The 12,043-nt window shown below is 43.7% G+C and carries 11 protein-coding genes; 1 reads left to right on the top strand and 10 read right to left on the bottom strand.

The features are described 5' to 3' along the window. Nucleotides 1-19: 19 nt before the first annotated feature. From tatC to tatA, 3 genes are read right to left on the bottom strand one after another with little or no spacing between them, the layout of a single operon-like run. On the bottom strand, nucleotides 20-775 hold the full coding sequence (tatC, locus tag JC525_RS17680; protein WP_198817142.1) for a twin-arginine translocase subunit TatC: 756 nt from the start codon (nucleotides 773-775) through the stop codon (nucleotides 20-22). Beyond that, a complete protein-coding gene (gene tatB / locus JC525_RS17675; protein ID WP_012517066.1) occupies nucleotides 776-1,075 on the bottom strand; it encodes a Sec-independent protein translocase protein TatB in 300 nt (99 codons plus the stop codon). Beyond that, on the bottom strand, nucleotides 1,075-1,314 hold the full coding sequence (tatA, locus tag JC525_RS17670) for a Sec-independent protein translocase subunit TatA (RefSeq protein ID WP_120963418.1): 240 nt from the start codon (nucleotides 1,312-1,314) through the stop codon (nucleotides 1,075-1,077). Before tatA ends, tatB begins: the two co-directional genes overlap by 1 nt. A gap of 182 nt (nucleotides 1,315-1,496) precedes the next feature. Between tatA and JC525_RS17665 the strand changes: the two genes are divergently transcribed. Then, nucleotides 1,497-2,558 (top strand): hypothetical protein, encoded by a 1,062-nt coding sequence (locus JC525_RS17665; protein WP_198817141.1) that lies wholly within the window; start codon nucleotides 1,497-1,499, stop codon nucleotides 2,556-2,558. 130 nt (nucleotides 2,559-2,688) lie between these two features. Here JC525_RS17665 and ilvN read toward each other — a convergent pair whose 3' ends face one another. The 7 genes from ilvN to JC525_RS17630 all read right to left on the bottom strand — a co-directional run bounded on the left by ilvN (nucleotide 2,689) and on the right by JC525_RS17630 (nucleotide 11,765). Continuing rightward, entirely contained in the window at nucleotides 2,689-3,186 is a 498-nt protein-coding gene (gene ilvN, locus JC525_RS17660) for an acetolactate synthase small subunit (protein WP_105930498.1), read from the bottom strand. Next, nucleotides 3,186-4,904, bottom strand: a complete 1,719-nt coding sequence (locus tag JC525_RS17655; protein WP_198817140.1) for an acetolactate synthase 3 large subunit — start codon at nucleotides 4,902-4,904, stop codon at nucleotides 3,186-3,188. The genes ilvN and JC525_RS17655 overlap by 1 nt, the downstream gene beginning before the upstream one ends. A gap of 268 nt (nucleotides 4,905-5,172) precedes the next feature. Next, entirely contained in the window at nucleotides 5,173-5,541 is a 369-nt protein-coding gene (gene maoP / locus JC525_RS17650; protein ID WP_198817139.1) for a DUF413 domain-containing protein, read from the bottom strand. Nucleotides 5,542-5,770: 229 nt separating this feature from the next. Further along, on the bottom strand, nucleotides 5,771-6,232 hold the full coding sequence (locus JC525_RS17645) for a hotdog fold domain-containing protein (RefSeq protein WP_198817138.1): 462 nt from the start codon (nucleotides 6,230-6,232) through the stop codon (nucleotides 5,771-5,773). A gap of 147 nt (nucleotides 6,233-6,379) precedes the next feature. Continuing rightward, a complete protein-coding gene (locus JC525_RS17640; protein ID WP_198817137.1) occupies nucleotides 6,380-7,948 on the bottom strand; it encodes a tetratricopeptide repeat-containing sulfotransferase family protein in 1,569 nt (522 codons plus the stop codon). Between the two features lie 92 nt (nucleotides 7,949-8,040). Then, nucleotides 8,041-10,512 carry a TonB-dependent receptor gene (locus JC525_RS17635; protein WP_198817136.1) on the bottom strand — a complete coding sequence of 824 codons (2,472 nt, stop codon included), beginning with the start codon at nucleotides 10,510-10,512 and terminating at the stop codon, nucleotides 8,041-8,043. Nucleotides 10,513-10,994: 482 nt separating this feature from the next. After that, entirely contained in the window at nucleotides 10,995-11,765 is a 771-nt protein-coding gene (locus tag JC525_RS17630; RefSeq protein ID WP_233095283.1) for a hypothetical protein, read from the bottom strand. Nucleotides 11,766-12,043: the final 278 nt, after the last annotated feature.

Genomic DNA, 12,043 nt, shown 5'->3' with positions numbered 1-12,043 from the left:
TCCTTTCTTTTTATAACTTTTACGTGTTGTCAGAGGTTTCAGAAGGCGTCTCATCGCTGGGTTTCTTACCTGCATAGAATCCACCTACAATAACGCCAACCTCAAACAGTAACCACATTGGAATGGCTAAAAGCGTTTGAGAGATAATATCTGGTGGAGTAAGTAACATGCCAACCACGAAAGCCCCTACCACTACATACGGGCGTTTTGCACGCAGTGATTTAGCATCGGTGACCCCGGTCCAACACATTAAAATAATGGCTATTGGTATCTCGAATGAGACCCCAAAAGCGAAAAACAGTTTCAATACGAAGTTTAAATAGCTTGAGATGTCCGTACTTACCGTTACTCCCTCTGGCGCGACACTAGTAAAAAATGCAAACGCAATGGGGAATACTACGAAATAGGCAAAAGCCATACCTGCGTAGAACAGTAATGTACTTGAAAGTAGTAACGGCGCTACTAGGCGTTTTTCGTTACGATATAGACCGGGCGCTACAAACCCCCACACCTGATAAAGAACGTAGGGAATGGCAATGAAAAATGACAAAACCAACGTAAGTTTGAAAGGTGCGAAGAAAGGAGACGCAACGTCGGTTGCAATCATACTCGAATTTTCGGGCAGCGCCTCAAGCAGCGGCATAGCTAAAATCTGATACAGATCTTGCGCAAAAGCCGCTAGACAAAGAAACACAATGAGTACACTCAAAAGCGCTTTGAGAATACGACTGCGCAGTTCAATTAAATGAGAAATTAGGTTGTTAGCGTCAGACATCTATTGCTTTTTGTAAGGTTCTTGAACCGACTCTGCAGCTTTTTTAAGCTCATCGACACTTTGTTCAAGTTCAGGTGAAAGATCTTTAAGCCCTTGTTGCTCGGCTTTTTTCAAGTTTTCATGCAGTTCATGCACGCGCAACTGATGCTCAACTTCTTGCTTAAAGCCTGTTGCCACATTTCGTACACTACGAATTGTATTGATAGTAGAGCGCATGGCACCCGGCAATCTCTCTGGCCCCAAAATAAGAAGGGCCAAAACGCCAACAACCAACAGCTCCCAAAAGCCAATATCAAACATTAGGATTTTTCTTTAACGTCGCTCTTTGTCTGCGTTGTAACAGGCTCTGAGGCTGACTTTTCTTCAACTTGCTTCTTTTGCTCAAAGTCCGCGTCTTTCTCTTCTTCGCTGACCGCCTTTTTGAAACCTTTGATTGCGCCGCCAAGATCAGTACCAATGCCTTTTAGTCGCTTTGTACCAAACAAAAGCACTACGATAACCAGTATGATCAGCAACTGCCAAATACTAATACCACCCATATAATTTATCTCCCTAACAACGATTGATACAGTATGCCACTGCACGACAATGCTTTCACCTGAATATTTACGCCTATGAATAAAGATTGACGTTTTGGCTATGACAATTCATGCTCTGTATATACTGAATATATATAGAAAGACATTCAACTATTCTAATTTTTACAAGGAGTTAGTGAGTAATGCTTTGTCTTACGGTGGTCTATTGCCATTTGCTACTCGCTGCCCCCGTCCCTACTGCAACCATAGATAGTACGGTGAAAGTCACTGCAAATGCGACCAGTGCACACGAACCTGTTAATACCGTGTATCGTGCACTTCCCCAAGCATCGACAATTGAGAACGTTGATAAGGATAGCCCGTTACTTTCTTCAACAGGTGAACCTGACGAAGCGTGGTTTGATATTTGGCAGCGTAGCTTCACCGACACGATGGACTTTACCGTAAAGCAGCTTGATGGATTGTTCGAAAACTCTGACTCACTAGGCGCTACAGGGAGCAAGGAAGCAAGAGCGGAGGGCCGTGTTCAACTCGCGTGGGAACCAAGAAGCGGAATGCTGTCTGATACAGATTTACGCTTTCGCATTCGTGTACGACTACCTGCTTTGAAAGAGCGCGTGGATTTATTACTGAGCGATAACGAAGACGAGACACAGACCAATACCATCCGCGCTGCGCGAGAAACGGGAAACAATAATAGAGACAGGACGACAATTGCCCTTCGGTTTCGCCCCGACCAAGACTCTCACTACTCGTTTCGAATTGGTGCAGGCCGTCGCGATCAGCTCTATGGTATGGCAAGATACAGAGATGCTTTCGCCTTTTCTAAACAATGGGCCATGCTTTATGACGCAGAATTTTACTACTACACCCGCGACCGCCTAGGGGCTGAACTGGGCGCAGCAGTGCAATACGAGATAAATAAAAAACATTTAGTACGGCAAAATAATCGGTTTTACTTCCGCGATGACACCAACGACTGGCTGTGGCGCCATGAAGTCCATCATTTGTTTTCAGTAGATAAGCATAACGCCATTATTCCTCACTTTATGGTTGAAGGATTAAGTCAGCCTAACTATCGTGTGGAAGAGGTATATACAGGTTTCAGATGGAGAAATAACACGTTGCGCGATTGGCTTTTTTTTGAAGTAGAACCTTTCGTTTTATGGCTACGCGAAGAGGATTTTAAAACTTCTTACGGCGTAGCGTTGCGTGTAGAAGCTTATTATGGAAACAGCTATTAATTCACAACATTAGTCAGTTGCGCTCTGATTATATAACTTTGTTATAACCTTACTTTTCAACATCATAAAAATAAAAGAGGCTATCAATGAGACAACCTCTTCCATCATATTCACTTGACAAAAATATCAATTAAGGACGAAGCGCCCTATCACCTCGTGCAAGACCACATACACCGGTGCGCGATGACTCGATAATTTCCGCACATTGCCCCATAGTGGTGGCAAATGCGTCTAGCTTATCTGTGGTGCCCGTGATTTCAATGGTGTAATTATTTACGTTCACATCCACAATGCGCGCACGGAAGATATCAGCATTACGCTTAACTTCAGCGCGCACTGACTCGGTCCGCGTTGCAACTTTAATAAGCATCAGTTCACGTTCAATGTGTGTACCTTCAGTTAGGTCCACCACTTTAAGCACGTCAATAAGCTTATTCACTTGCTTGGTAATCTGCTCGATCACTTTATCATCGCCATGAGTGATGATCGTAAGACGCGAAAGACTCGCGTCATCGGTTGGTGCTACACACAGTGAGTCGACGTTGTACCCTCGTTGTGAAAATACACCAACGATACGGGATAGTGCGCCAGGGGCGTTTTCCATTAATACTGAGATAATACGTTTCATCAGGTTCGCTCCGTCTTGCTTAAGCGCATGTCATCCATTGCGCCAAACTTAATTTGCATTGGATATACGTGTTCATTTTGGTCTACTGCTATGTCCATAAACACTAAGCGATCTGTGTAGCTGAAACATTTCTCCATTGCTGCGTCTAGCTCATCGAGCTTATCTACTTTAATGCCCACATGACCATAAGCTTCTGCCAACTTCACAAAGTCAGGCATTGAATCCATATATGAATGTGAGTGACGCCCTTTGTAAATCATATCTTGCCATTGTCTAACCATACCTAAGGCACGGTTATTCAATGAGATAATCTTGATAGGCAAATTGTACTGCAAACAGGTAGATAGCTCTTGAATATTCATTTGAATACTGCCGTCACCCGTGACTACAACAGACGTTGAAGTCGGATGGGCGAACTGCACGCCCATAGCAGCTGGTAAACCAAAGCCCATGGTGCCTAAGCCACCAGAGTTAATCCACTGACGCGGTTTATCATAAGGATAATAAAGCGCAGCAAACATCTGGTGCTGACCTACGTCAGAGCTTACATAAGCTTTACCGTCGGTGTGTTTGTACAAGGCTTCGATAACGCGCTGAGGTTTAATTACCTCTTCACCTTGGTTGTAATTTAGGCACTGACGAGAACGCCAGGTCTCAATTTGCTGCCACCAGTCAGCCAGCTTTTCACTTTGACCTGACAAGTCTTTCTTGTTGACCTGACTGAGAATCTGGTCAAGAACCTTATCAACCGAGCCTACCACAGGTATGTGCGCATTGACGGTCTTAGAGATTGACGCAGGATCAATATCAACGTGAATAATATCCGCGTGAGGACAGAACTTATCTACATTATTAGTAACACGGTCATCGAAACGTGCACCGAGCGCAATAATGCAGTCGGCATTATGCATGGTTTTATTCGCTTCAAGTGTACCGTGCATGCCCAACATACCGATAAACTGCTTATGTGTGCCAGGCATGGCGCCAAGGCCCATCAATGTGCACGTAACAGGGGCATTTAACTTTTCAGCTAACTCAATAACTTTTGCTGACGCCTCGCAGGCTACGGCTCCACCACCAACATAAAGTACAGGGCGCTCAGCTTTAAGTAGAGACTCAACTGCCTTTTTAACCTGTTTAGGATGACCTTTTTCGGTTGGGTTGTAAGAGCGCATTGTCACATCAGTTGGAAACACGTACGGGTGCTCTTCTGCTACGTTAACAATGTCTTTTGGTAAATCGACTACCACCGGACCAGGACGCCCTGTGTTAGCAATATAGTAAGCTTTAGCAATCGCTTCTGGAATATCTACCGCGCGCTTTACCAAGAAACTGTGCTTAACTATAGGGCGCGAGCACCCTACCATATCAGTTTCTTGGAATGCGTCTTCACCTATGTGCTTTGAAGGCACCTGCCCCGATAAAACAACCATCGGGATAGAGTCCATGTATGCGGTAGCAATACCGGTAATGGTATTCGTTGCACCTGGACCTGATGTGACGAGCACAGTGCCGGTTTTGCCAGTTGAACGTGCATAACCATCCGCCATATGGGCGGCTGCCTGTTCATGACGTACGAGGACGTGTTTGACATCATCTTGCGCAAATAACGCATCATAAATGTCAAGTACGGCACCACCTGGGTAACCGAACACGTGTGTCACTCCTACATCTTTTAGCGCTTCAACCACCATGGCTGCGCCCGACATCATTTTCACAGTGCTTTCTCCTGTAATGGGTTGGGGGGTTTGTCAGCGTACGTTGACGATGCCCCGACTATAACTAAGGTAATAGGAAGATAAAACACTAAATTGCGCAAAAGTGAGATATATATCCCAATATTCGCAATAATTAGGATAAATGTTTCGATTTCGTGATTATTTTCACGCAAGATAGGATATTTATTTACATCAATTTAACACCAAAAGAAACGCCTGGCCTCCAGACGTTGTCTTTGTGAGCGGGATTAATGCACGAAGGCATGACTTAATCATCAAGGTCGATATCTAAGTCACTGTTATCGCTTATGTCATCATCATCGTCAACAGCGGGCTTCTTCGAACCGTAAATACTCGCCGTCTTTGGCCTGTTAATTCGCGCTTGGTATTTTAACCACGCTTTTTCTTGAGGGGTGGCGGGCTCGCGATGCCCGAGTGCCGACTCTAAATAGGCTTGTTCTTCATCATTCTCTGGAGTGATCTTCCCATCCACCAGTGCGGCAAACAAGCTACCGTAAGATTGAAGCAGTTTACTTTCATTTATGGAAAAATCGCCTGAACGGGCAAAACCATAGGGATAATGTTTCTTATCTGCAAAAGGTTTTCTGGTAACTTGCTCTTTTGTGATCACGGACATCTTAACCTCTTTTATCGTAACAACCTGAAAGGATTACTCAGGATATTGTCACAAAAATAGTTGAATGAAATAAACTACCGATTTAGCGCCTTAATCGTTAACACCGTTATTCTTAGTTGGATTTTGTTTTCCTGTCAAACACAAAACGCCCTGTCGTAAAAACTTAATACTTACGTTCAGGTGAAAAAAAAAGCCGCAAGTGCGGCTCTTGTAACACTCTCAAAAAAGACTAGCGCTTTTCACTTACCCAAACGGTAATGGTGCCGTCGACAACCACAGTGCCTGTCGCGTTGTACGCTTTTACCGCAATCGGTAGATCACCAGGTTTCCATGCATCAGCAGGCACTTCAGCAACACAGCGAATATCAGAATCTGCTTTTGCCGGATACTTCACTTCCATGCCTTTTGGGATCCACCGGAGGTTCTTGGGAATTGAGGCTTCGCACATGAAACCCATGGCCATTTCCAAGCCATTACATATAGCAATAACGTGAACCGTGCCTATATGGTTTTCCACCCCTTTGCGTTTTTTAATTAACACCTCACAGTAGTTTGGTTTGATATCTGTAATAACTGGCGAAACGGTGGCGAAATAAGGAGCCCTGCGCGCTGAATACCAGCTAAACAGCTTTTTGCCAAAGGGCAGTTTTAGAAATTTGTTGTAGGTATTAAGTACGTAATTCTTTGACATAATTGTTCACGCTGATTTTCTAAAGAGTGCGAACGCAGGAAAGCGGCGTTGATACACCGGCTCTTGCGTAATCTGGTTAGACCAGTAAATATAGCGTTAACATAATCGTTACGTTTAAAGGTTGCAAACGAATCTGTATTTTTTCAGTCAAATAATACCTAATGACTTCTGCAAAGCTTCAGTTTGCAACGCGTAACGTTCCCAGCGACCTATTGAACGTGTATTTATTGGTTCCCTCACCTGAACTTTACTGGCTGTTGACACCGGAAGTTTGTTATTTTCTACCCGTAGACATTGTGCTTCCCACCGCAAGTTGCAAAATGCCAAAAGCTCTCTAATCTGTGTCTCAGGGTTTTGTGCAAGTTGTTCATAAGATTGCAGGCGAATAGCATCTGGATAGGTATTAGCAAATTCTCGTACCCATTTTTCGAAGCTTAGATAAAGTTGCCCGATGACTTCGAGGTCGTAAGCATAGGCGTAATACGGGCTATGGATTGAGAACAACTGTCTAAAGTTGCCAACGCAAGTATCCATAGGATGACGAAGCAAGCACACTATTTTTGCATTAGGCAGAGCTTTGCGAATAAGGTCGATATAAAAAAAGTTAAACGGCAGTTTGTCGACCAAATGCTTTGAATTTTTTCGCAGAAAAGCCGTTCGCTGAAGATAGAGCTCTCCAATCTTGCCTAAATCACTCTCATACGCTTGTTTAATTGTAGATTCATCGAGCACCAACTGACCGCTAGTTTGAGTTACCTGTTTAACAGCAACCCCAAAGTCCTGCAGTTCTCCTCCTGATGCAACACTGGAGTGATGACTTAAAATACGCTCTACCAATGTTGTACCGCTGCGCGGCATACCCACCACGAATATAGGGGCGTCACTTTTAGAAACATCATTTGAACAGGAGTCTAAGCTAACCTGTGATTTCAAATTCTTATGAAGAATCCTAAATATTGCCTGATAATCTTCCAGCGTATTTTCACTACGCGCCTGCTGGGGCATTTTCGCATGACGGAGTGCCTCAAAAGCCCGCGTATACTCACCTAATGCTTCGTACTCTTTTGCTAGAGCATGCCCTATGTGAAGACGGGCTTCAGGATTTGCTTTTACCTTTTCAACTAACGGCTCAAGTCTAGCTAAATTATTGTTCTCGGGGGTAACACCGCCGAGATCAGACAGGGCAAAGTGAGCCTGATAAAAATTAGGCTCGTTTTCTATCGCTCTTTCAAAGTACTTTCGAGCTAATTCAAACCTTCCGGCGAATTTACAGCTTACCGCATAGTTGTAATTGTATTGTGGGTTCGCCGGCGCCAACGTTAGCGCTTTTTCAAAGTATGCGGTGGCGTCATCATGTAGTCCTACTCTAGATAACGACACACCCACGGTATCTAAGTCGAGGGCGCGTGATAAACTTTCAACCGGCGCCTGTTTCACATGCTCCAACGCTTGCTGCATATCCCCTTTGAGTGCAAAGCATTTTGCTAGGTATGCAAAGGTGATCGCACGCTTTTCTAGTTCATTAGACTTCGATAACAAGGCTATTGCCTTTTCTATTTGTCCAATCTCAATATGAATAATACCAAGCAGAAAATAGGCGTGAACATGCGAACCATAGCGTTGAATTACTTCAACACAGCAACGGTGAGCTTGTTTAAAATCTCTCTGGGCTAAAAACCTTACAGCATCGTCTAAGCGAAGTTGGCTTGTATTCATTTTTATCTTTTTTCAAAACCGTTAAATACGAAAAAGGCGCTTACACGTTTAGCATAAGCGCCTTTATCTACCTTCGTGATGCAGTAACTATACTACATGCCAAATTGATACTTAAACATCAAACCAATGGTACGCGGTGTTAACACGTAATGACCATAGTTTCGCTGTAACTCTGTACCATTTGGCTCTAAGGTATCGTTAAATTGGCCTAAACCAATATCACCTACGTTACGACGTGTTGAAGTAAACGCATACTTATCAAATAAGTTATCAATATAAAGGGTTACCGACCAATCTTCATCTGAAATGGTGGCATTAAGATTACTTACTGCATAGCCAGGTAGTGCCTCGCCATCTTGACGAAGACCTACAGTGGTATACACATCGCTTTGTGCAGTAATACCATAGTTCACGTTGAGCATTTTATCGTCGAATACTTCTTGGCTATAGGTAATACCGAAAGAGAACTGATGTTCTGCTGTTCCTGGTAAGCGGTCCCCATCTTTACCATCGTAAAAGTCTTGAAGCTCTGTACCTTGATCGTCAAATACGCCGAATAGGAATGGTGCATCTGCTGTTAACTCAGCTTGTGTGTAGGCATAAGTTGCATAAGTAGTAATATTGTCGCCAATAATGCCGCGTACCGAGAATTCAGCTCCTTTTGACTCCGCGCCTTCAGCGTTTACGATAATTGGCTGCTGCCCATTAATTGTGGCACCCGATACCTGTGGGTCCTGCCAATCAACGTAGAATAGCGCGGTATTCAACTGAAGCTTGTTTCTAAAGAAACTGGTTTTGACACCTAGCTCGTAATTAGTTGTGGTATCTGCTTCGAAGAGTTGCTCTTCTGTAGTAGCGCAAACAATCTGGTTATTCAATTCATCAACGTTGTCTGGGCAAGCTGCAACGCCGTTCGCACCACCAATTCTAAAGCCTTCGCTAACGGTCAAATAACCCATAGTGCTATTGGTAAATTGATAGCTAGTATTGAATTTAAGTAGCGTACCGCTATCGTCAGCCTCTGTCTCACCATAATCTAGAACAATAGAATCTGATGCTCTACCTTCAAATACCGAGTAGTACAGCGGAAGGTCTACTGCTGAGCGTGAATATACTTCATACTCATATGCGCGCAGCCCAAGGGTGATATCCCAATCATCGGTGAGTTCGTAAGACAGCTCACCAAATAGTGCTTTTTCAGTAACGTCGCTTTCATCGACCGAAAAGTATTCAAGCGAGTCAGGACGGTAATTACCGTCAATGCCCCATACATCAATTGCATAAACATCGAAATTAGGTGTAAATTCTTTACTGCTACCTTCACTGTCTAAATCATAGTAAAAGCCACCTACAATCCAAGATAAAGGGCCACTGGTTTGAGAGACTAAACGTAATTCTTGCGTAAAGACCTCGCGCTCTTCCACTTCTTCAGTGTAAGCAGAAAACGCAGGAAATTCTTCATAGCTGTAGTCTAAACGAATGAGAAGGTCGGTTTGGTCACGTTGACCGTTTGCATCAAAGTTAGATAAGCCCGTTGCAGACACCAGCTCAGCAAAGCCAAGGTCCGCACTCACTTCAAGGCTCAATAATTCATCTTCTTTTTCACGAGGCTCTTCATAGCGATAAGCTGACTCGTATTTACCTATTATTTCACTTAAAGGATTTTCAGATGACAGCGCGTCGAAGTGGGTAATAGAGCGACCTTCCACGTCCTGCTTTTGATAAAAATAAGTCAGCGTGCTGTCAAACCAATCGTTGGGCGCCCAGCGCACCGCGATGCGACCTGTTAACGTATCTTCACCATTGGCATCTTCAACGCGGCGTAGATTGTTATTTATCTCTTCTTCGTTGGACCAGTCTGGGTCGGGCAGTGATACCCCGCCTTCTCTTACTACGTAGTTGTAGTCAAGGAAGCCAGGGTTGTTGAAATAATTCAAAGACGCGCGTACTGCTAATTCGCCATCAATAATTGGAGCATTAAATACGATACTGCTTTCACCGCCTAACGAGTCACTTTCGCTGATGCTGAATACATCACCGGTTACTTCACCTGACAAAAACTCTAGGTCAACTTTCTTTGGAAGATACCGAATAGCGCCCCCCAAGGTCCCTGCTCCATAAAGAGTACCTTGTGGCCCAATGAGAACTTCGACGCGATCGACATCGACAAGACGCATATTTAGGAAAAGAGGAATATCACCAAAATAGGTAGCTACCGTGCCACCATTTGAGCCTGGGCCTGATGAATTCGTGTTTAGACCGCGCACAATGATTGGAGAATCATTACGCCCACCTTGATCAGTAACCGTAAGACCAGGTACCCAACGCGCTACGCCGTCAAGATCTTCAATATTCTGCTGATCTAGTACGTCAGATGTAAGTGCAGAAATGTTGATGGGTACTTCTTGAAGCGTGCCGGACCTGCGGGTAGCCGTGACTTCTACTTTTTCGATTTGTTTTTCGTCTACTGCAACCGTTTGGGCGTATACACCTTGGCTTGAACAAGCAGCCAATACTGCGCCTGCTACAGCAGAAATATGGAAAGGAGCACTCTTACTATGCATGTTCTCTCTCTTAAATGGACGTGCTAAAAGTCGCTGGCCCGTTCCATTGGATAAACAGAGTCCTTCTGATAAAGCGTTTTTAGCGTAAATTAGGTAAATATGCGTACCGGCTCTTTCTGTTCTTGATAGCAATCTTATTATTATTATTAGTGCTACTCATTGAAAAGGGCCTAGAACCCAAGACTCAGCAGAATGTATGCCGGAATTTGCGCGCATTCTAATATAAATAACGGCAAAAGCCAGAGCATTAACGGATACTTATTCATTTAAAGTGCAAATAATCCCACAAACGCGTTACACATTGGGGCAGTCGCACTTTATGAGGACTCATGAAACAAGCACTTTTAACTGAAATATCATAGCTTTATACATATAGACATATAACCCTATTAAAGTCGCACGACTTTGGTGCGTAGGAAAGCGAATTTATACCCAGAATCAGTGCAGGTTATTGTGGAAAAGGAGAGCTTAGAGAGCTGTAGTCATTTATTTACTCGCCGATTAATATAATCATTAAAGCGGCTGTTATCTCTACACTTAACTCTTCCCTGTACAGTGATAGAGTCTGATAGAGAAGGAAAATCACGATCCTCAATCGTTACGCCCTTATTTTCACTTAGAAGGCTGAATATTTTTCCTTTCGCAGTATTGCAGTCCACTACAATTTCAATACTTTCACGAAGCTCTTCGTCTTCAGAATTGTAGCGTTTAGAAAGTTTGGTATTTTTTACTGCGTTTGAATGAGTTGTGTTGGAAGACGATTGATTAGCGATGTCATGCAAACGCTGTCCGTTCAAGCGATTAATATAGTCTTGTGTCGCTTCCCGAATACTCGGCCTGACATCTTTTGTTTCTGCATGAAATTGTGCTGAAGGTTTTTTTAGCAAAGATTTTTGTGGTTCTTCAGATTCACCTGCGTCATTTGAAGAGTTCGTTTTGCTCTCACCCTGCTTTGCTTCTTTGATGTCGACGCTATGTGCTACATCGGCGTTTGTCTCAGGCGCTGACTTTGGCTTGCTTTGGGCCTTTCGCAGTGCAGTCGTTGGTTGAACTAATACTGCTTTTATAGAATGTGGGTTGGAATGTTGCTGACTGACAGGTTTTTTATCTGTGGTGAATGCCAACGCAAGTAGCAATAACATGTTGATACCGAATGAAATTAGGAGTGCACTAAGAGTAGAAGGGCTTGGCAGGCTTATTCGAGTAAAACAACTCCTCTCAAGTTCATATCTATCAATCCTTTGCTCTAGCATTAATGCATCCGTCCACATAAGCACGTAGCAATTGAGCACTAATAAAAAAGAAAGTTCAGATAACTTTAACGTACAACGTAACGTTGATTATCTAATGTGAATAATGAGGTATGAAAATTTGGAGCGGGAAACGAGGTTCGTATCTGGCCGACGCGCGGTCGCGGACACATAAAGAAATCGCACTAAAAAACTATATAAAATTTAATTTTTGAGATGTCTGAAAAATTTGGAGCGGGAAACGAGATTCGAACTCGCGACCCCGACCTTGGCAAGGTCGT

This window comes from Alteromonas sp. IB21 (genome assembly GCF_016405965.1).
Taxonomy (GTDB): Bacteria; Pseudomonadota; Gammaproteobacteria; order Enterobacterales; family Alteromonadaceae; genus Alteromonas.
This window is presented reverse-complemented; position numbering and strand designations above follow the sequence as displayed.

Excerpts from the sequence above, each read along its gene's own strand:
- maoP (WP_198817139.1), bottom strand. The coding sequence starts at position 5,541 with ATGTCCGTGATCACAAAAGAGCAAGTTACCAGAAAACCTTTTGCAGAT.
- tatA (WP_120963418.1), bottom strand. The coding sequence starts at position 1,314 with ATGGGTGGTATTAGTATTTGGCAGTTGCTGATCATACTGGTTATCGTA.
- JC525_RS17640 (WP_198817137.1), bottom strand. The coding sequence starts at position 7,948 with ATGAATACAAGCCAACTTCGCTTAGACGATGCTGTAAGGTTTTTAGCC.
- JC525_RS17630 (WP_233095283.1), bottom strand. The coding sequence starts at position 11,765 with ATGCTAGAGCAAAGGATTGATAGATATGAACTTGAGAGGAGTTGTTTT.
- JC525_RS17665 (WP_198817141.1), top strand. The coding sequence starts at position 1,497 with ATGCTTTGTCTTACGGTGGTCTATTGCCATTTGCTACTCGCTGCCCCC.
- JC525_RS17645 (WP_198817138.1), bottom strand. The coding sequence starts at position 6,232 with ATGTCAAAGAATTACGTACTTAATACCTACAACAAATTTCTAAAACTG.
- tatB (WP_012517066.1), bottom strand. The coding sequence starts at position 1,075 with ATGTTTGATATTGGCTTTTGGGAGCTGTTGGTTGTTGGCGTTTTGGCC.
- tatC (WP_198817142.1), bottom strand. The coding sequence starts at position 775 with ATGTCTGACGCTAACAACCTAATTTCTCATTTAATTGAACTGCGCAGT.
- JC525_RS17635 (WP_198817136.1), bottom strand. The coding sequence starts at position 10,512 with ATGCATAGTAAGAGTGCTCCTTTCCATATTTCTGCTGTAGCAGGCGCA.
- ilvN (WP_105930498.1), bottom strand. The coding sequence starts at position 3,186 with ATGAAACGTATTATCTCAGTATTAATGGAAAACGCCCCTGGCGCACTA.